The organism is Candidatus Aalborgicola defluviihabitans, assembly GCF_016705985.1.
GTDB lineage: Bacteria > Pseudomonadota > Gammaproteobacteria > Burkholderiales > Burkholderiaceae_C > Allorhodoferax > Allorhodoferax defluviihabitans.
Genome location: NZ_JADJKN010000023.1, coordinates 367,795 through 386,500, shown reverse-complemented (window position 1 = coordinate 386,500; position 18,706 = coordinate 367,795). Strand labels below are relative to the sequence as shown.

Annotated in this window: 14 protein-coding genes and 2 pseudogenes; 8 read left to right on the top strand and 8 right to left on the bottom strand. The window is 61.3% G+C overall.

Annotated elements, in window-relative coordinates; all coding sequences use genetic code 11:
* Positions 1 to 14 precede the first annotated feature (14 nt).
* The 3 genes and pseudogenes from IPI80_RS17800 to IPI80_RS17790 all read right to left on the bottom strand — a co-directional run bounded on the left by IPI80_RS17800 (position 15) and on the right by IPI80_RS17790 (position 3,679).
* Positions 15 to 805, bottom strand: a pseudogene (locus tag IPI80_RS17800) (FAD binding domain-containing protein).
* 18 nt (positions 806 to 823) lie between these two features.
* Complete coding sequence (locus IPI80_RS17795) at positions 824 to 3,196, bottom strand: xanthine dehydrogenase family protein molybdopterin-binding subunit (protein ID WP_413862456.1); 2,373 nt, start codon at positions 3,194 to 3,196, stop codon at positions 824 to 826.
* A 12-nt stretch (positions 3,197 to 3,208) separates the two neighbouring features.
* Complete coding sequence (locus IPI80_RS17790) at positions 3,209 to 3,679, bottom strand: (2Fe-2S)-binding protein (protein ID WP_413862625.1); 471 nt, start codon at positions 3,677 to 3,679, stop codon at positions 3,209 to 3,211.
* A gap of 190 nt (positions 3,680 to 3,869) precedes the next feature.
* Between IPI80_RS17790 and IPI80_RS17785 the strand changes: the two genes are divergently transcribed.
* Complete coding sequence (locus IPI80_RS17785) at positions 3,870 to 4,988, top strand: helix-turn-helix domain-containing protein (protein ID WP_413862455.1); 1,119 nt, start codon at positions 3,870 to 3,872, stop codon at positions 4,986 to 4,988.
* A gap of 44 nt (positions 4,989 to 5,032) precedes the next feature.
* On the opposite strand, the gene icmF is transcribed toward IPI80_RS17785, so the two are convergent.
* The gene (gene icmF, locus IPI80_RS17780) at positions 5,033 to 8,329 is read right to left on the bottom strand and encodes a fused isobutyryl-CoA mutase/GTPase IcmF (protein WP_413862454.1); all 3,297 of its coding nucleotides are present in this window, start codon (positions 8,327 to 8,329) and stop codon (positions 5,033 to 5,035) included.
* 187 nt (positions 8,330 to 8,516) lie between these two features.
* On the opposite strand from icmF, the pseudogene IPI80_RS17775 reads away from it, so the two are divergent.
* From IPI80_RS17775 to IPI80_RS17765, 3 genes and pseudogenes are all read left to right on the top strand, one after another.
* A pseudogene (locus tag IPI80_RS17775) lies at positions 8,517 to 9,197 on the top strand (MBL fold metallo-hydrolase); the annotation flags it as partial.
* A complete protein-coding gene (locus IPI80_RS17770) occupies positions 9,183 to 9,629 on the top strand; it encodes a rhodanese-like domain-containing protein (RefSeq protein WP_413862624.1) in 447 nt (148 codons plus the stop codon). The pseudogene IPI80_RS17775 and the gene IPI80_RS17770, both read left to right, overlap by 15 nt.
* Before the next feature lie 6 nt (positions 9,630 to 9,635).
* A complete protein-coding gene (locus IPI80_RS17765; protein WP_413862453.1) occupies positions 9,636 to 10,406 on the top strand; it encodes a type III pantothenate kinase in 771 nt (256 codons plus the stop codon).
* Between the two features lie 10 nt (positions 10,407 to 10,416).
* Here the strand turns inward: IPI80_RS17765 and IPI80_RS17760 are convergent, their stop codons facing one another.
* The gene (locus IPI80_RS17760) at positions 10,417 to 11,604 is read right to left on the bottom strand and encodes a M20 aminoacylase family protein (protein WP_413862452.1); all 1,188 of its coding nucleotides are present in this window, start codon (positions 11,602 to 11,604) and stop codon (positions 10,417 to 10,419) included.
* 67 nt (positions 11,605 to 11,671) lie between these two features.
* On the opposite strand from IPI80_RS17760, the gene IPI80_RS17755 reads away from it, so the two are divergent.
* Positions 11,672 to 13,780 carry a molybdopterin-containing oxidoreductase family protein gene (locus IPI80_RS17755; RefSeq protein ID WP_413862451.1) on the top strand — a complete coding sequence of 703 codons (2,109 nt, stop codon included), beginning with the start codon at positions 11,672 to 11,674 and terminating at the stop codon, positions 13,778 to 13,780.
* A 92-nt stretch (positions 13,781 to 13,872) separates the two neighbouring features.
* Here the strand turns inward: IPI80_RS17755 and IPI80_RS17750 are convergent, their stop codons facing one another.
* Complete coding sequence (locus IPI80_RS17750; RefSeq protein ID WP_413862450.1) at positions 13,873 to 14,457, bottom strand: molybdopterin-dependent oxidoreductase; 585 nt, start codon at positions 14,455 to 14,457, stop codon at positions 13,873 to 13,875.
* A gap of 18 nt (positions 14,458 to 14,475) precedes the next feature.
* On the opposite strand from IPI80_RS17750, the gene IPI80_RS17745 reads away from it, so the two are divergent.
* The gene (locus tag IPI80_RS17745; RefSeq protein WP_413862449.1) at positions 14,476 to 14,691 is read left to right on the top strand and encodes a hypothetical protein; all 216 of its coding nucleotides are present in this window, start codon (positions 14,476 to 14,478) and stop codon (positions 14,689 to 14,691) included.
* Between the two features lie 31 nt (positions 14,692 to 14,722).
* Here the strand turns inward: IPI80_RS17745 and IPI80_RS17740 are convergent, their stop codons facing one another.
* Positions 14,723 to 15,604, bottom strand: a complete 882-nt coding sequence (locus tag IPI80_RS17740; RefSeq protein ID WP_413862448.1) for an acyl-CoA thioesterase — start codon at positions 15,602 to 15,604, stop codon at positions 14,723 to 14,725.
* Positions 15,605 to 15,640: 36 nt separating this feature from the next.
* Between IPI80_RS17740 and IPI80_RS17735 the strand changes: the two genes are divergently transcribed.
* The gene (locus IPI80_RS17735; protein WP_413862447.1) at positions 15,641 to 16,540 is read left to right on the top strand and encodes a radical SAM protein; all 900 of its coding nucleotides are present in this window, start codon (positions 15,641 to 15,643) and stop codon (positions 16,538 to 16,540) included.
* Here IPI80_RS17735 and pobA read toward each other — a convergent pair.
* Positions 16,537 to 17,709 carry a 4-hydroxybenzoate 3-monooxygenase gene (pobA, locus tag IPI80_RS17730; RefSeq protein ID WP_413862446.1) on the bottom strand — a complete coding sequence of 391 codons (1,173 nt, stop codon included), beginning with the start codon at positions 17,707 to 17,709 and terminating at the stop codon, positions 16,537 to 16,539. The two genes, IPI80_RS17735 and pobA, sit on opposite strands and share 4 nt — an antisense overlap.
* A 112-nt stretch (positions 17,710 to 17,821) precedes the next feature.
* On the opposite strand from pobA, the gene IPI80_RS17725 reads away from it, so the two are divergent.
* On the top strand, positions 17,822 to 18,700 hold the full coding sequence (locus tag IPI80_RS17725; protein ID WP_413862445.1) for a helix-turn-helix domain-containing protein: 879 nt from the start codon (positions 17,822 to 17,824) through the stop codon (positions 18,698 to 18,700).
* Positions 18,701 to 18,706 lie beyond the last annotated feature (6 nt).

Below are 18,706 nucleotides of genomic sequence, written 5' to 3'. Positions count from 1 at the left end.
CACTGGCCCTAAGCTCAACCCAATAGCTTGGCCACGCCCCGCTGGGTTTGTACGCTGATGAGGTTGGCGCGGTACGCTGCTGTGGCGTGCAGGTCCGCATTCAAGTCGCTGGCATCAATGGGTACCGCTGCGGCAGACGCGACCGTAAAGCTCTTGTTCAACGCGTCTTCCAGTCCCTTGTGGCGAAACACACCCTGCCCGGCCCCGGTGACTGCCACGCGCACGCCGCCTGCCGTTTGCGCCAGATAAACCCCCACCAGCGCGAAACGCGATGCGGGCTGGACGAACTTCATGTACACGCTGCGCTGAGGAATGGGGAAGCTGATCGCGGTGATGAGTTCGCCTTCGTCCAACGCTGTGGTGAACATGCCGAGAAAAAATCATCTGTAGCAATCTTGCGACGGGTGGTGTGCACGGTAGCACCCAAGGCCAATACGGCACTGGGGTAACAGGCAGCGGGGTCGTTGTTGGCCACCGAGCCACCGAGTGTGCCCATGGCACGCACCTGCTTGTCGCCAATGTGGGCCGCCAGATCGGCCAGCCCCGGAATGGCGGCTTTCACTTCGGCGCTATTGGCTACATCCATGTGGCGCGTCATCGCGCCGATGACGATGGCATCGCCTTCACGGCGTATGCCGGCAAGCGACGCGATACCGCCTAAATCGGCCACCGCACCGGGTTGCGCAAGGCGCAGTTTCATGGACGGCAGCAGGGTTTGCCCACCGGCCAGCACTTTGCTGCCGCTTGCGGCTAGCTTGGACGCGTCTTCCACCGTGGCGGGACGCTCTAGGGTAAATGCATACATGTTCAGTGTCTCCTGTGCTTAGACTCTAGCGGCCTTGATGGCTTCCCACACGCGGTGGGGCGATGCGGGCATGTCGAAGTCTTGCACGCCGACTTCGTGCAGCGCGTCAAGCACCGCGTTGATGACTGCTGGCGGCGAACCGATGGCACCGGCCTCACCGCAACCTTTGGAGCCCAGGGGGTTGTGGGTGCAAGGGGTGCAGATGTTGTCGATCTTGAACTCCGGGAAGTCATCCGCGCGCGGCATGGTGTAGTCCATATACGAGCCTGTCAGCAACTGACCGGTCTCTTTGTCGTAGACACAATTCTCCAGCAGCGCCTGGCCTATGCCCTGCACCAAACCGCCGTGCACCTGGCCTTCCACAATCATGGGGTTGACGATGACGCCAAAGTCGTCTACCGCAGTGAACTTGTCAACGCGCGTCTTGCCCGTCATGGGGTCAATTTCAACCTCGCAGATGTAGGTGCCGCTGGGGAAGGTGAAGTTGGTCGGGTCGTAAAACGCGGTTTCGTTCAGACCCGGCTCCAGCTTGTCCAGCGGATAGTTGTGCGGCACATAGGCGGTAAGCGCTACCTGGCCGAAAGTCACCTTTTTGTCGGTGCCTTTGACGGTGAACTCGCCATTGGCGAACTCCACATCGGCGTCGCTGGCTTCCATCAGGTGGGCCGCAATTTTCTTGGCCTTGGTCTCGATCTTGTCCAGCGCTTTCATGATGGCCGAGCCACCGACCGCCAGTGAGCGCGAGCCGTAGGTGCCCATGCCAAACGGTACACGGCCAGTGTCGCCGTGCACGACGTCCACGGCATCTACCTCAATGCCCAAGCGCGCTGCCACCACCTGCGCAAAGGTGGTTTCGTGGCCCTGGCCGTGGCTGTGGGAACCGGTAAACACGGTCACGCTTCCGGTGGGGTGCACCCGCACCTCGCCGCATTCAAACAGGCCGGCACGTGCACCCAGTGCACCCGCAATATTGCTGGGCGCCAGGCCGCAGGCCTCGATGTAGCTGGAGTAGCCGATACCGCGCAAGAAGCCCTTGGCCTTGCTGGCAGATTTGCGAGCCTCAAAACCGGCGGTGTCGCCCAGGCCCTGTGCCTTGGTGAGCAATGCAAGGTAGTCGCCTGCGTCGTATTGCAGGGCGACTGGCGTCTGGTAAGGCCAGCTGTTGATGAAATTGCGTTTGCGAATCTCATCCTGCGCAAGACCCAACTCCCAGCCGCAGCGGCTTACCAGGCGCTCCAACAAATAAGTGGCTTCAGGGCGGCCTGCACCCCGGTAGGCATCCACCGGTGCGGTGTTGGTAAACCAGGCATCTACCTCCACGTAGATCAGAGGGCAGGTGTACTGGCCTGCCAACAACGTGGCATAGAGGATGGTGGGCACTGCAGTAGAAAAAGTAGACAGATAGGCCCCGAGATTCGCATCAGTATGCACCCGCATGGCGAGGAATTTGCCGTCCTTGTCCATGGCCATTTCGGCATGGCTGGCATGGTCGCGACCGTGGGCATCGGTCAGGAAAGACTCGCTGCGCTCGCAAGTCCACTTGATACTGCGGTTGATTTCCTTCGATGCCCAAGTGAGCGCGACATCTTCGGCATACAGGAAAATTTTGGAACCAAAGCCGCCGCCTACATCCGGTGCAATCACGCGCACTTTGTGCTCGGGCAGACCCAGCACAAAGGCGGTCATCAGCAGACGCTCTACGTGTGGGTTCTGGTTGGCGACATACAGAACGTACTCTCCCGTTGCGCGGCTGTAGTTACCAATGGCGGCGCGCGGCTCCATGGCGTTTGGAATCAACCGGTTGTTGGTCAGATCCAGCTTGGTAATGTGGGCGGCGGTTGCAAAAACCGCATCCACGGCGGCCTTGTCTCCCAGGCCCCACTTGTAGCAATGGTTGTTGGGGGCTTGTTCGTGCAACTGGGTGCTGGTGGCGGCGTCGCGCACGTCCACCACAGCCGGCAGCGCGTCGTAGTCCACCACCACCGCTTCAGCTGCGTTTTTGGCTTGCTCCAGCGTTTCGGCAATCACCATGGCCACCTGGTCGCCTACGTGGCGGGCCTTGCCCAATGCCAGTACCGGGTGCGGCGGCTCGTTCATGGGTTTGCCATTCACATCGGTGATCAGCCAGCCACAGGGCAAGCCGCCCATTTTGCCTTCCAGGTCTTTGCCGATAAAAATCTTGACGACACCGGGCATGGCCTCGGCGGCCTTGACGTCAATGCTGTTGATGGTGGCGTGGGCGTGGGGGCTGCGCACAAAGACGGCGTAGGTCTGGCGCTCCATCGTGATGTCGTCGGTGTATTGACCGGCGCCGGTGAGGAAGCGGTAATCCTCTTTGCGGCGAACGGACTCGCCGATGTGCGGAAGCTTGGAAAAATCTGATGCACCCATGGCGGCGGCTCCTTAAGAATGGGCCATGGCAGCTTGACCTTGCTGCACAGCCTTGACGATGTTCTGGTAGCCAGTGCAGCGGCAGAAGTTGCCCTCCAGCAGCTCGCGGATCTGGCCTGCGTCGGCCTTGGGGTGGTGGTTGCACAGGTCTACTGCACTCATCACCATGCCGGTGGTGCAATAGCCGCATTGCAGGCCGTGGCACTCTTTGAAGGCAGCTTGCATGGGGTGCATGGTGCCGTCCGGTTGGGCCAAGCCTTCAATGGTGGTGATGTCAGCACCGTTCACCTGCGCCGCCAACACATTGCACGACTTGATGCTGTGCCCGTCTTTGATTACCGTGCAGGCCCCGCACTGGGCGGTGTCGCAACCCACATGGGTACCGGTCAGGTGGAGGTGCTCGCGCAGCACTTGCACCAGCAGTGTGTGGGGGGGAACATCCACCGTAGTGGGCTTTCCATTGACCGTGAGCTGTATCTGCATAAAACGTGTCTCCATGTGTTTTCGGATAGCGGGCAACCAATGCAAATTATTGAAGTCTCGGTTAGCATTGACCCTAGGTAAAACCCTTGGTCTTTTGCCTGACGGGCACAAAATTCTCAAAATGGAACACTTTGACGCTTACGCTGCCGCGCCAATCAAAATGTCAATAGACTCAAGCCGGTAAACACCCATGCTGCAGACCCTGATCCACACTGTTGAGCAACGCCTGCTGCACATCAGCGCGGCGCGCCAAGCCATGCTGATGGAAGGCGAAGCTTTGCGGGTGCCGCTGTCTGCCCCGTGGATCGAGCGTAGTTGGCAGCGCTGCCTCGACAGCGGTCATAGCCCCCGTGAGCGGCTGGCCTTTGACGGTTTGCCCCCACAGGCGCTGCAGCGGGTGCAAGAGTCCAACCAAAGCCTGGTTCAAGCCGCCCGCCCAGTCATGGAGCGACTGGGGCAAGCCATCGCCGACACCCGTTACTTTGCCATCCTGACCAATGCGCAGGGCATCGTGGTGGATGTCAATGGGCCAATCGACCGCAGTGACCGGCGTGCCGATGTTATCGCCCGAATCGGCGTTAACTTGTCAGAGGCGCACGTTGGCACCACTGCCATCGGCGCGGCACTATTTGAAGGGCAAGCCGTATGGCTGCACCGGGGGGAGCATTTCTTTGAAGACAACGCCGCATACAGCTGCGCAGGCGCACCGCTCTTCGGGCCCGACGGCCATTGTGTGGGCATGCTGGACCTCACCGGTGTCGATGTTTTGGAGCGGCCCGAGCTCAAACACCTGGTGTCCCAGACCGCTGGAAAAATTGAAAGCGCCATGGTACTGGCGCGCCCACACCATTTGCTATTGCGGCTCAATTGGCCTGGCTATGCGCTGGGTGGTGAAGGCGATGGCATGCTCTGCCTCGACAGTGATGGCTGGATCACCGGTGCCAATGCCACTGCCCGCACCATGGCTCCAATCCTGCAAAATAATGGGCTTGCGTCGGTACACGCGACCGAAGTGTTCGGCATAGCGCACAGCAGTTTCTTTGATTCTGCCAATCGGGAAAGCGGGGTATTGGATGTGCCGCTCTGGAACGGCCTCCATTTGCAGGTGCTACCCATCTTGAGTGCGCGGGAAGCGCTGGCGGTGCCTGCTGGACGAGGCGCTCCTGCATCTTCCCTGCCGTTGAAGGACATGGAAACCGCCTTGATACGCAAGGCCGTCGAGCATGCGCGAGGCAACGTGGCCGCCGCAGCCAAGGCTTTGGGCATCAGCCGCGCCACGGTCTACCGCAAGCTGGGCCACAAGCACTGAAGACTTTGCTATCGCTTGAGTTTAGCAAAGGCCGACGGCAAGACCTACATATTGCGTCGGTACTGCCCACCCACTTCAAACAGCGAATTGGTGATCTGTCCCAGCGAGCACACCCGCACCGCATCCATCAACACCTCGAACACATTCTTGTTTTCAATGACGGCCTGTTGCAAGCGCTGGAGTGCGGCGGGTGACTCCGTTGCGTGCGTGGCATGGAAGTCGGCCAGACGCTTCAGCTGGCTCTGTTTCTCGTCGTCGGTGGATCGGGCCAGCTCCAGCTTGTCCATCACAGCATCGCCATGCGGGTTGCGGAAGGTGTTGACGCCGATGATGGGCAGCTCGCCGGTGTGCTTGAGCATCTCGTAGGTCATGCTCTCGTCCTGAATCTTGCCGCGCTGGTAGCCGGTTTCCATGGCACCCAGCACGCCGCCCCGATCCGCAATGGCGGTGAATTCGGCCAGCACGGCCTCCTCCACCAGCTCGGTGAGTTCTTCGATGATGAAGGCGCCCTGGTTGGGGTTTTCGTTCTTGGCCAGACCCCACTCGCGGTTGATGATGAGCTGGATGGCCATGGCGCGGCGCACGCTGTCTTCGGTGGGCGTGGTGATGGCCTCGTCAAACGCGTTGGTGTGCAGGCTGTTGCAGTTGTCGTAAATGGCGATCAGCGCTTGCAGCGTGGTGCGAATGTCGTTGAACTGGATCTCTTGCGCGTGCAGGCTGCGGCCACTGGTCTGGATGTGGTACTTCAGCTTCTGGCTGCGCTCGTTGGCACCGTATTTTTCTTTCATGGCCACGGCCCAGATGCGGCGCGCCACGCGGCCCATGACGGTGTATTCGGGGTCCATGCCGTTGCTGAAGAAGAAGGAAAGGTTGGGCGCAAAGTCGTCAATGTGCATGCCACGTGCAAGATACGCCTCGACCAGCGTGAAACCGTTGGACAGTGTGAAGGCCAACTGGCTGATGGGGTTGGCACCGGCCTCGGCGATGTGGTAACCGCTGATGGACACGCTGTAGAAATTGCGCACGTTGTGGTGCACAAAATACTCGGCAATGTCGCCCATCACCTTCAATGAAAACTCGGTGGAGAAGATGCAGGTGTTCTGGCCCTGGTCTTCTTTCAGGATGTCGGCCTGCACGGTGCCGCGCACATTGGCCAGCACCCATTCGCGGATTTTTTCGGTCTCGGTATCGGTCGGTTCGCGGCCGTTGTCGGTCTTGAACTTTTCCAGGTTTTGGTCGATGGCCGCATTCATGAACATGGCCAGAATGCTGGGCGCCGGGCCGTTGATGGTCATGGACACGCTGGTGGCCGGGTTGCACAAATCAAAGCCGCCGTACAGAACCTTCAGGTCATCCAGTGTGGCAATGCTCACGCCGCTGTTCCCAATCTTGCCGTAGATGTCGGGACGCACGTCCGGGTCATTCCCATACAGCGTGACCGAATCAAACGCAGTGGACAGGCGCTTGGCTGCCATGCCTTCCGACAGCAATTTGAAGCGGCGGTTGGTGCGGAAGGCGTCGCCTTCACCGGCGAACATGCGGGTCGGGTCTTCGCCCTCGCGCTTGAAGGCGAAGGTGCCGGCGGTGTAGGGGTAGCTGCCGGGCACGTTGTCCAGCATCAACCACTTGAGAATTTCGCCATGGTCCTCGTAGGTGGGCAGGGCCACCTTGCGGATGGTGGTGCCGCTCAAAGATTTGGTGGTCAGCGCAGTGCGGATTTCTTTGTCGCGGATTTTCACCACGTACTCGTCGCCGGCATAGGCCCGCTGCATTTCTGGCCACTGGGCCACGAGCTTCTTGGCGGCCGGGTCCTGGCGCTCGGCGCGTTCACCAGCCAGGCGCAGCACCGTGGTCTTGGCACCATCGCGGGCGGCGTCATCGTCCTGCAGCATGCGGGCTGTTTCGTTGAGCTGCTGGATCTCGCGGGCCAAACGGGACTGCGCGCGAGCCTGTTGCTTGTAGCTGCGCACCGTATCACTGATTTCGGCCAGATAGCGGGTGCGGGCCGCTGGCACCACGGGTGTCTGGTTGGAGCTGAAACGCACGTTCACTACCGGCAACAGCCCGGTGCCCTTTACTGGCAAGCCCAGTTCCTGCAAGCGCGGCAGCAGCGCCTGGTACAGGGCGGTCACGCCGTCGTCGTTGAAGCGCGCGGCCATGGTGCCAAACACCGGCATTTTGTCGGGTGGCGTGCTGAAGGCTTCGCGGTTGCGTTGCACTTGTTTGGACACGTCGCGCAGGGCGTCGTTGGCGCCCTTTCGGTCGAACTTGTTAATGGCCACAAACTCCGCAAAGTCCAGCATGTCGATCTTTTCCAGCTGGCTGGCAGCGCCAAACTCGGGCGTCATCACGTACAGCGGCACATCCACCAGCGGCACGATGGCGGCGTCGCCTTGGCCAATGCCCGAAGTCTCAACAATGATTGCATCAAAACCCGCTACCTTGCAGGCGGCAATCACGTCGGGCAGTGCCTGGCTGATCTCGGAGCCAAAGTCGCGTGTAGCCAGGCTGCGCATGAACACCCGGTCGCCGTTCTGCCAGGGGCCAATGGCGTTCATGCGGATGCGGTCACCCAGCAGCGCACCACCGCTTTTGCGACGGGACGGATCGATGGATATGACGGCCAACCGCAGCGCGTCGCCCTGATCCAGGCGCAGTCGACGGATCAGCTCATCGGTGAGCGACGATTTGCCGGCACCACCGGTGCCGGTAATACCCAGAACCGGTATCTTTTTTGTAGCGGCCTGTGTACGCAATTCGAGGGCTAGCGGGTGTTTTTCATCAAAACCTTCCAGGCCGGTAATCAGTTGGGCCAGCGCGCGCCAGGCTTGCTGGCTGTGCCCCTGGATGGCATCCAGCGAGGTGGGGGCAAAGGAAGACAAATCCTGGTCGCAGCGCATCACCATCTCGCCAATCATGCCGGCCAGACCCATGCGCTGGCCATCTTCGGGGCTGTAAATGCGGGTCACGCCGTAGGTCTGCAACTCGGCAATCTCGCTGGGCACGATCACGCCACCGCCGCCACCAAACACCCGAATGTGAGAACCGCCCCGCGCCTTGAGCAGGTCCACCATGTATTTGAAATATTCAACGTGACCGCCCTGGTAGGAGCTGATGGCAATGCCCTGCACGTCTTCCTGCAAAGCCGCCGTAACGACATCATCCACGCTGCGGTTGTGGCCCAGGTGAATCACCTCGGCACCCATGCTTTGCAGAATGCGGCGCATGATATTGATGGCGGCGTCATGGCCGTCAAACAGGCTGGCAGCGGTGACAAAACGCACCTTGTTCGCAGGCCGGTAGTTGGCCATGGCTTTGAATTCGGCGGACAGGTTGCTCATGCGGGGCTCCTAAATCACCGTGCTGCGCTTCGCACGATTGACGTTTACGTAAACGTCAACTGTAAACCATTTGGCCATCCTCCGGCTTACGTGGCACCAATTTCACCTTCGACAAATGGTCGTTCAAATCCATTACATTCCATCTTGATTTCTTGTCGTAGAGGCCTTGCCCGTTAGAAGGAGCCCCATGCAACCCATTCAACTTTTTGACCCCGCATCCAGCACTTACACCTACATCGTCTTTGACGCCGGCACGCGTGAGGCAATCATCATTGACCCGGTAGACGAACAACTGGACCGGGACCTGGAGGTGCTGCGCCAATATGGACTCACCCTGGCCTGGACGGTGGAAACCCACGCCCACGCCGACCACATTACCAGTGCCGCACGGCTTGCCGAGCACACCGGCGCCCAAACCGCCGCGCCCAGTGGCTGCGGCATTGATACAGCGGCAATGCAATTGGTGGATGGCAGTGTGCTGCATTTCGGCAACGAGGCACTCACCGCCCTGCATACACCCGGCCACACCGCCGGCAGCATGTGCTACCTCTGGCACAACCATGTATTCACGGGCGACACGCTGCTGATCAATGGTTGCGGCCGTACCGATTTCCAATCGGGAAGCGCCGAGGAGATGTACCACAGCCTCACCCAAGTTCTGTTCAAACTACCCGATGACACCCTGGTTTGGCCAGGACATGACTACCACGGGCATACCCACACCACCATCGGCGCCGAGCGCACCGGCAACCCCCGCGTGGCTGGTAAAACGATGGACGAGTTTGTGGCCATCATGCAGGCCCTGAACCTGCCCCGCCCCAAGCGCATCGATGAGGCCGTGCCAGCCAATCAGATGTCTGGCTTGCGCCACGACGCTGGAGGCACGCAGATACACGCCGTGCTGCCGGCACCTGGCTACGCCGGTGACGTGTCCGCAAACCTGGCCTGTGCCTGGTGGCTGGCGGGCGACGCCGTACTGGTGGATGTACGCACCGATGCCGAACGCGAATGGGTGGGTTTTGTACCCGGTGCCGTCAACCTGGCCTGGAAACAATGGCCTGGCATGGCCATGAACCCCGGTTTTGATGAAGGCCTGCGTGCAGCGGTTCTGGCCGGCAAAAAGGTCGTGCTGCTATGCCGCAGCGGCGTGCGCTCGGTCGCCGCCGCCAAACGCGCCACCGAACTCGGCCTGGAGGCTTACAACATTCTGGAGGGTTTTGAGGGCGACCCTGACGCCCAGGCCCACCGTGGCAACAAGGGGGGCTGGCGTATGCGGGGGCTGCCCTGGCGGCAGGGATAATCAGCCATGACTTTTTTGGCTCTGGATATCGGCAATACGCGCCTCAAATGGGCGCAATATGCGTCCCCCCTTCCTGACGCCCTGCTCCTGGCCCAAGGCGCGGAGTTTCTGGAAAATATTGACAGACTCTCCGATGGCGCCTGGAATGGTTTGTCAGCACCCCACTGCATCCTGGGCTGCGTGGTCGCCGCCGACGCAGTCAAACGCCGCCTGCAGGAGCAGATGGAGTTATGGGATGTGTCGCCGCAGTGGGTGGTTTCCAGCGAGGCCGAGGCGGGCTTGCGCAATGGCTACGACCACCCCACCCGCTTGGGCGCCGACCGCTGGGTCGCCATGATTGGCGCATACCACCGTATGCTTGCCCAAGGCGCACCACGCCCCATGGTGGTCGTGATGGTGGGAACCGCTGTGACCGTGGAAGCGGTGGATGCCAGCGGCAAGTTTTTGGGTGGACTGATCCTGCCGGGCCACGGCATCATGCTGCGCGCCCTGGAATCCGGCACCGCCGGCCTGCACGTACCCACCGGCGAAGTGCAGGAATTTCCCACCAACACCAGCGACGCGCTGACCAGTGGTGGCACTTATGCCATTGCTGGCGCAGTAGAACGCATGGTCCAGCACGTTCGCCAGCATTGCGGTGCCGAACCAATGTGCATCATGACCGGGGGTGCGGGCTGGAAGATGGCGCCAAGCATGTCGCTGCCGTTTGAACTGGTGGACAACCTGATTTTTGACGGCCTGTTGCAAATGGCGGCCGTGCGGTTCCCCGCCTGCTAGGACTGCGCCCCTATCGCAAGAACCACGCCTCTGCCAGACGGACCCAATAGGTGGCGCCCAATGGGATCAACCGGTCATTGAAGTCGTAGCTGGCGTTGTGCAGCATGCACGGACCGCCTCCGTGGCCCATTTCGCGGTGATCGCCGTCGCCATTGGCGATGAAGCTGTAGCAGCCAGGCTTGGCCATCAGCATGTAGGCAAAGTCTTCGGCGCCCATGGTCGGTTCCTGTGCCCGCACGCGGTCCTCGCCCACGATACCGACCATCACCTGGCGGGCAAACTCGGCCTCGGCAGGCGAATTGATGGTGGGCGGGTAATTGCGCACAAATTCAAAACTGCATTCCAGGCCAAAGGCTGCTGCCGTGTGCTCAGCCATCTCGCGCATGCGCTGTTCGATCATGTCCAGCACCTCAATGCTGAAGGTACGCACCGTGCCCTGTAACTCGCAACTGTCGGGGATGACGTTGGTGGCTTCGCCGGCATGGATCATGGTGACCGAAATGACACCCGCATCAATGGGCTTTTTGTTGCGGCTGATGATGGTCTGAAACGCCTGCACCATCTGGCAGGCCACCGGCACTGGGTCCAGCGCGTTGTGCGGCATGGCCGCGTGCCCGCCCTTGCCGCGGATGGTGATCTTGAATTCGTTGCTCGATGCCATCACTGGTCCGGCACTGGCCGCAAAATGCCCCACTTCTGAGCCCGGCCAGTTGTGCATGCCAAACACCGCCTGCACCGGAAATTTCTCAAACAACCCGTCCTTGATCATTTCGCGAGCGCCACCACCCCCCTCCTCGGCTGGCTGAAACACCAGGTACACCGTGCCGTCAAAGTTGCGGTGGGTGGCCAGGTACTGGGCAGCAGCCAGCAACATGGCGGTGTGGCCATCGTGGCCACAGGCGTGCATCTTGCCGGCGTGTTGGCTGGTGTGCGCAAAGGTATTGGACTCCTGCATAGGCAGGGCGTCCATATCTGCGCGCAGGGCAATGGCCCGGTCCGAGGTGCCCGCCTTGACAATGCCCACCACGCCGGTGGTACCCAAGCCCCGGTGCACGGGAATACCCCATTGGGTGAGCTGCGCGGCCACCACGTCGGCCGTGCGTACTTCTTTGAAACACAGCTCTGGGTGCGCGTGCAGGTCACGGCGCAGGGCAGCAATGGCCGGCGCGGCGGTGACGATTTCATCAATCAGTTTCATAGCGGGCAGCGGGGTTTTAGTTGGGTCAATTCAGCATTATTGCGCCGCAAGCCTTACCATGCCGGGCATGCGTGATTCTCATTTTCCCATCCAGGTGACCGGTACCCACGAGGTGCTGGGAGCCTGCCCCCACGACTGTCCCGACACCTGTTCCCTGGTGACCACGGTGCAAGATGGTGTGGCCACCAAGGTCCAGGGCAACCCGGCACACCGGCACACCGACGGCGCCCTGTGCACCAAGGTGTCGCGCTACACCGAGCGCACCTACCACCTCGAACGCATTTTGCATCCGCTCAAGCGCAGCGGCCCCAAGGGGGCGGGCCAGTTCGAACCGGTCAGCTGGGACGTGGCGCTGACTGACATTGCCCAGCGCCTCCAAGCCATCGTAAACCGGGGGCCTGAGGCGGCCCAGGCCATCCTGCCCTATAGCTTCGCCGGCACCATGGGCCTGGTGCAGGGTGACGGCATGGCCGAACGCTTCTTCCACCAGTTGGGGGCGTCCCTGCTGAATCGGACCATTTGCGCCTCCGCTGGCAGCGAAGGGTTGACCCAGACCCTGGGCGGCAAGGTGGGCATGCGGGTCGAATTCTTTGCGGAGTCCAAGCTCATAATCATTTGGGGCAGTAACTCCATCACCAGCAACCTGCACTTTTGGCGCTACGCCCAGGTAGCCAAGCGCAATGGCGCCAAGCTGATCTGCATTGACCCGCGTAAATCCGAAACCGCCGATAAATGCCACGAGCACATAGCCCTGCTGCCCGGCACCGACGCGGCCCTGGCGCTGGGTTTGATGCACGAACTGGTCCAGAACGACTGGCTGGACCACGACTACCTGCAGCGCTACACCCTGGGCTGGGATGCCTTGCGCGCGCGGGCGCTGCAGTGGCCGCCAGAACGCACGGCCCAGGTCTGCGGCATCCCATCCGAGCAGGTGCGCGCACTGGCCCGCGACTACGGTGGCTGCCTGCAGCGCAAAGAGCCGGCTGCCATCCGTATGAACTACGGCCTGCAGCGGGTGCACGGCGGCGGCAATGCCGTGCGCGCTATTGCCTGCCTGCCCGCACTCATTGGCGCCTGGCGCCACCGCGCAGGCGGGGTGTTGCTGTCGAGTTCCAGCCAGTTTCCGGTGAACACCAAAGCCCTGGAACGCCCCGACCTGCTGGCAGGGCGCACACCCCGCACCATCAACATGGTGACCATTGGGGACGACTTGCTGCGCCCGGCTTCCCCGGAGTTTGGCCCGGCCATTGAGGCGGTGGTTGTATACAACAGTAACCCGGTGGCAGTGGCCCCCGAATCCGCCAAAGTGGCAGCTGGTTTTGCCCGCGAGGACCTGTTTACCGTGTTACTGGAGCACTTCCAGACCGACACGGCTGATTACGCCGACTACATCCTGCCCGCCACCACGCAACTGGAGCATTGGGACATCCACCTGAGCTACGGCCACACCGATGTGCTGCTCAACCAACCCGCCATTGCGCCGCTGGGCGAAGCCAAGTCCAATACCCAGATTTTTCGTGAACTGGCCCAGCGCATGGGTTTGAGCGACCCCTGCTTTACCGACAGCGATCTGACCATGTGCCGCGCCGCCTATGGCGATGCCGTGGACTTTGAGATGCTCTTAAAGCACGGCTATGCCACCCTGCCAGTGGCCGAGGCCCCGTTTGCCCAAGGCGGCTTTCCCACGCCATCCGGGCGCTGTGAATTTTTCAGTGCACGCCTGCAGGCCCAAGGGCAGGACGGCCTGCCAGACCATGTGCCCAACCACGAGGCGGTGGGTACTTCAAGTGAGTTCCCGCTGGCCATGATTTCACCGCCTGCGCGCAACTTTCTCAACTCCACCTTTGTCAACGTGAAAAGCCTGCGCGACATGGAGGGCGAGCCCATTCTGGAGATGCATGCCAGTGACGCCCAGTCCCGCGCCATTCGCTCGGGCGACGTGGTGCGCGTGTTCAACCGGCGTGGCGAATACCGCTGCAAGGCCGTAGTGTCTTCCCGCGCCCGTGCCGGCGTGGTCAATGGGATGGGGCTCTGGTGGCGCAAGCTGGGGCTGGCCGGCACCAACGTCAACCAGCTCACCAGCCAGAAGCTGACCGACATGGGCCAGGGGCCCACGTTTTACGACTGTCTGGTCGAGGTGGAAGCCGTTGCCGGCATCAACGTCAACACCAAATAGTTACAAGAAAAATAGGCCTCTAGCCCTCGTCAAATATACATAGATAGCTACAAAAATTGTAGCTATCTGCGTTTTAACCAGCTACAACCAGCTCAGGTCTTCTGCACGTCCATGTGGTACAGCCCCCAAGGGCATTGGGCAAAGCGCTCCTTCAGCGGCTGGTCCTTGTAGGGCGCGACCGCACCGGCGTCAAACACGGCCCACAGCGGACCCAGCCCACCCAAGGCCAGCGGCTTGCCGTCCATATGGGTGGCCACCAGCATGCGCATGCGCTGTAACTCGGCCAAGCTTACATTGACGTTGTACCCATCCACAGCCCGCAGGCCAATGGTGAAGGCGCCGTCCAGCGCCACACCGGCGGCAGCCAGCACGGTACTGACCAACGGGCCGGACAGCGTGTGGGGCTTGGCATCGTATTCCAGCGTCGGGCGGATCGTGACGGCCGGCAGACGGTACAAATCGACCGCATCAAACGCCATGGCACGGTCAAACTTCAGGCCATGTTTGGCCATCATCTGGTCCAGCGCCGGGTCCAGCGCACCTCGGTTGGAACGCATGATGGCCCCGCTGACCGTGAGCAGCACCGGCCCGCGCGCTGGAGTCTTGGCAGCCGCCAACGCGGTCAGGGGCATAAGGCCAACGAGTGCCGAGGTGGCCAGGAATGCGCGTTTGTTCATGGTGTCTCTCCAGAATGAATGGGATATTTCTACACAAACGCCAGTGTCTCCGAATCACAAACCAGCGTCTCGCTAGGGAATTTACCGCTGCCATTGCGCTATGCGCCCCTATTACCCAACGCTGCCGTTCTCCAGCAGGACCGCAAGTTGCTGCTGTTTCCCTTGATTTCGACCATTGCCGCCCAGGGTTTCGATCCTCAGACCCTGCGCCAGGCCTTTGTGGCCAAGACCTAGACACCCAAAATGTGCCTAGACGTTTAGGCGCCTACACGCCTGGCACGCGCCGGATCAGGCCTTCCTGCGTGACGCAGGCCACCAGTGTTCCATCACGGCGAAAGATATTGCCGTGGTTCAGGCCCCGCGCTTGGCTGGCGGCCGGGCTTGTGCAGTCATATAGCAACCAATCGTCGATGCGGAAGTCGTTGTAGAACCACATGGCATGGTCCAGGCTCGCGGTCACCATGTTGGGCTGGTAGTAAGTGGCGGCATGGGGCCGCAGGCTGGTGCCCAGCAAACCAAAATCCGAAGCGTAGGCCAACAGGCACTGGTGCAAGGCCTGATCGCCCTGCACTGGGCCGGCAGCGCGAAACCAAATCGACTGGTGGGGTGGCCTTTTCTCAGGGTGGAAGGGGTCCACTGGGTCGATGGGGCGAATGTCGAAGGCCAGATCAGGCGTCCCCTGGGCGCCCGCCTGCAAGGGGATCAACTCCGGCACCGGACGGCTGCTGCGGGCAGCGCTGGGTAGCGATTCGGGCGCAGGCACTTGCGGCATTGGCAGCTGGTGCTCAAACCCTCGCTCATCCGCTTGAAAGGACGCCGACAGGATCAGGATGGCCTTGTCTGCCTGCGATGCGACCACCCGGCGCACGCTGAAGGTGTTGCCGTCGCGCACGCGCTCCACCTTGTAATCAATCGGCGCCAGAGGATCACCTCCCCGGATGAAATAGGCATGCAGCGAATGGGCGCGGCGTTGCGCGCAGGTGTTGCCTGCGGCCACGAGTGATTGGCCCAAAATGTGACCACCAAAAAGGTTGCGAAAGCCCAGATCCAGGCTTTGCCCGATGAAATGGTCGTCCTGAATGGTTTCCAACTGGAACAAGTCCAGCAATTGGTCGAGTGCGCTGGTTGCACTAAGATGGGTGTTCAATTGAGCGCCTGCGCCTTTCTGCATGGAGTCGATTTTGTGCATCCAACTATACCCATTCACTACATCAATCCAGTGTTTCGACCACCCAGCGAGGCACAGTCGCTGATTTTGCCGGTGACCAACGGCTGCTCGTGGAACCAATGTACCTACTGCGAGATGTACACCGAGCCGCAAAAGGCCTTTGCCGTGCGCGACGAGGCCGAGACGCTGCAATCTATCCAGCGCTGCGCAGAGCAATTTGGCAGCCAGGTTCAGCGCGTGTTTTTGGGAGATGGCGATGCCATGGCGCTGTCCACCCGGCGGCTGATGGCGGTGCTGACGGCCATCCGCACGCACCTGCCCCACGTGCGGCGGATTTCCAGTTACTGTTTGCCACGCAATGTGCGCAGCAAGAGTGTGCAGGACCTGCGCGACCTGCTACAGGCCGGCCTGACGCTGGCCTATGTCGGTGCGGAATCTGGTGACGACACAGTGCTGCAGCGCGTCAACAAAGGCGAGACTTTTGCGACGACCAGCGATGCGTTGGACAAGCTGGGTGCTGCCGGCATCACCCGCTCCGTCATGCTGCTCAATGGACTGGGCGGGCGGGTGCTGACCCAGCAGCACGCGCTACAGTCCGCACGTCTGGCCAACGCCACCCAACCCGAGTTTCTGGCCAGTCTGGTCGTGAGCTTTCCGCAAGGCGAGGCCCGCTTTCGCCAGGGCTTCCCCGAGTGGGAACCGCTGGACCCACATGAATTATTCCGTGAGATTGAACAACTGCTGCAAGCGCTGGAGCTTAAACGCACAGTGTTTCGCAGCGACCACGCCTCCAACTGGCTGGTGCTCAAGGGTACGCTGGGTGCCGAAAAGCCCCGCCTGTTGGCCGAGGTGCGTACGGCCATCGACCGCCCCCAAGCCGCCGCGTTGCGGTCAGCCTGGGCGCGCGGAATTTAAAACGGCAATCCAACGTAGTTTTCGGCCAGCGAACCCAGTGCCTTTTCCGATGAAAACAGGTACTCCAACTCGGTCTGCTGCAGCTTCTGGTCGTAACCGATACCGTCCGCAAAGGTGTGCAGCATGGTCGTCATCCACCATGAGAAGCGCTGGGCCTTCCAGACACGGGCCAGTGCCTTGGCGGAGTAGTTGTCCAGCCCCGAATCATCACCATTTTTGTAGTGCGCCACCATGGCGTGGTACAGGTAGTAAATGTCGGATGCCGCGCTGTTGAGACCGCGTGCGCCGGTAGGCGGCACGATGTGGGCCGCATCGCCGGCCAGGAACAGGTTGCCGTAGCGCATGGGTTCGGCCACGAAGGAGCGCAGGGGCGCAATCGACTTTTCGATGGACGGCCCGGTGATCAGGCGCGCGGCCACCTCGGCTGGCAAGCGGCGCTTGAGTTCTCCCCAGAACTTCTCGTCCGACCATTCTTCCACCGTGTCGGAGAGCGGCACCTGGATGTAGTAACGGCTCAGCACCTGTGAGCGCAGCGAGCACAGGGCAAAACCACGCTCGTGCTTGGCGTAGATCAACTCCGGCGACACCGGCTTGGTGCGCGACAGCACGCCCAGCCAGCCAAAGGGATAGACCTTCTCATATTCCTTGAGCACGTCACGCGGAATGGACTTGCGGCTGACACCATGAAAACCATCGGCACCGATGACGTAGTCGCAATCGATACGCACGACCTCGTCGCCATCCCGGTAGGTCACAAAGGGGTTGGCAGTTTTCAGGTCGTGGGGCTGCACGTCCTCGGCGTTGTGGATGACGATGCCCTTCATCTTGTCACGCGCCTCATACAGGTCGCGCGTCAGCTCGGTTTGGCCATACACCACCACAGAGCTGCCGCCACTGTACTTGTGTAAATCGACCCGGCTCTGCTGACCATCGTGGGCAATAATGAAGCCGTCATGGATCTCGCCTTCGCGGTCCATGCGCTCACCGCACTGGGCCTCGCGCATCAGGGCCGCAAAGCCGTGCTCCAGCACGCCGGCGCGAATACGGCTCAGCACGTATTCGCGGCTCTGGCGCTCCAGAACCACGGTGTCAATGCCCTTGAGGTGCAAGAGCTGGGACAGCATGAGGCCCGATGGGCCCCCGCCAATAATGCAAACGCTGGTTTTCATGTGAATGTCTCCTGATTTTGAAAGCTGCGACGGGCATACCGTGAACGAAGAATAATGGCAAAGCCTGCTGGCTTCAATACCGCATTCCATCCAAAACTTGTACGATTCGAACATGCAACTCCACAACGGCATCGTTCTGTCCCACGGTCTCTTCGGCGAGTCCACCCAGCTCCCCGACGTGATGCACTGCGAAACCATCGCTGCCCGTTCCTCGCTGCACGACTGGGAACTGGTACCCCACCGCCATGGCCGCCTGCACCAGTTGATGCTGGTGCAAAGTGGTGCCGGCATGGTGCATTTGGAAGGGCGCGCCGTTCCCTTTGGCGCCATGACGCTTGTTAACGTGCCCCCCGGGGCCGTGCACGCCTTCACCTTCGAGCCCGACACCCAAGGCTTTGTAGTGACCCTGGCGGATGAAATACTGGACCTGATCCTGGCCGGGGTGGGCGATGTGCGGCACACGCTGGGACAGCCCGTTGTCAGTGCAGTCGATGCCGCGCTGGGCGCCGTCATGCAACAAATCTGGGACGAATACAACGGGTTGGGCCAGGCCCGCGCCCTGGTGCTGCGCGGCCTGTGCGCAACCCTTTTGGGGCTGACCGCCCGCTGCATGTCGCACAGCGAGCGGACCCCTGCCGATCTGGAAAAAACGCAACTGCTGCAGCGCTTTGAGGCGTTGGTGGAAGAGCATTTTCTGGAGCACTGGGGCGTTGCCGACTATGCCAGGGCCCTGTCAATTTCCCCCACCCACCTCAGCCGCGTAGTGCGCGCCGCCACTGGGGAACCTGCCTCCCGGCTGATGGATGCCCGGGTGCTGCGTGAGGCCCGGCGCCGACTGGCCTACACCAACCTGCGGGTGGCCACCATTGCCTACGCGTTGGGCTTTGCCGATCCAGCCCATTTCAGCCGTGTGTTTGCGCGCGCTGCAGGCATATCGCCGCGCGCCTTTCGACATCAACTGGCGGTCAAACCGAAGCTTGCAGGCGGGTGATGCCCG

What these genes read in the sequence shown, in the direction of transcription:
- IPI80_RS17795 (WP_413862456.1), bottom strand. Translation starts at nt 3,196, where the DNA reads ATGGGTGCATCAGATTTTTCCAAGCTTCCGCACATCGGCGAGTCCGTT.
- IPI80_RS17790 (WP_413862625.1), bottom strand. Translation starts at nt 3,679, where the DNA reads ATGCAGATACAGCTCACGGTCAATGGAAAGCCCACTACGGTGGATGTT.
- IPI80_RS17785 (WP_413862455.1), top strand. Translation starts at nt 3,870, where the DNA reads ATGCTGCAGACCCTGATCCACACTGTTGAGCAACGCCTGCTGCACATC.
- icmF (WP_413862454.1), bottom strand. Translation starts at nt 8,329, where the DNA reads ATGAGCAACCTGTCCGCCGAATTCAAAGCCATGGCCAACTACCGGCCT.
- IPI80_RS17770 (WP_413862624.1), top strand. Translation starts at nt 9,183, where the DNA reads ATGTCTGGCTTGCGCCACGACGCTGGAGGCACGCAGATACACGCCGTG.
- IPI80_RS17765 (WP_413862453.1), top strand. Translation starts at nt 9,636, where the DNA reads ATGACTTTTTTGGCTCTGGATATCGGCAATACGCGCCTCAAATGGGCG.
- IPI80_RS17760 (WP_413862452.1), bottom strand. Translation starts at nt 11,604, where the DNA reads ATGAAACTGATTGATGAAATCGTCACCGCCGCGCCGGCCATTGCTGCC.
- IPI80_RS17755 (WP_413862451.1), top strand. Translation starts at nt 11,672, where the DNA reads ATGCGTGATTCTCATTTTCCCATCCAGGTGACCGGTACCCACGAGGTG.
- IPI80_RS17750 (WP_413862450.1), bottom strand. Translation starts at nt 14,457, where the DNA reads ATGAACAAACGCGCATTCCTGGCCACCTCGGCACTCGTTGGCCTTATG.
- IPI80_RS17745 (WP_413862449.1), top strand. Translation starts at nt 14,476, where the DNA reads ATGGGATATTTCTACACAAACGCCAGTGTCTCCGAATCACAAACCAGC.
- pobA (WP_413862446.1), bottom strand. Translation starts at nt 17,709, where the DNA reads ATGAAAACCAGCGTTTGCATTATTGGCGGGGGCCCATCGGGCCTCATG.
- IPI80_RS17725 (WP_413862445.1), top strand. Translation starts at nt 17,822, where the DNA reads ATGCAACTCCACAACGGCATCGTTCTGTCCCACGGTCTCTTCGGCGAG.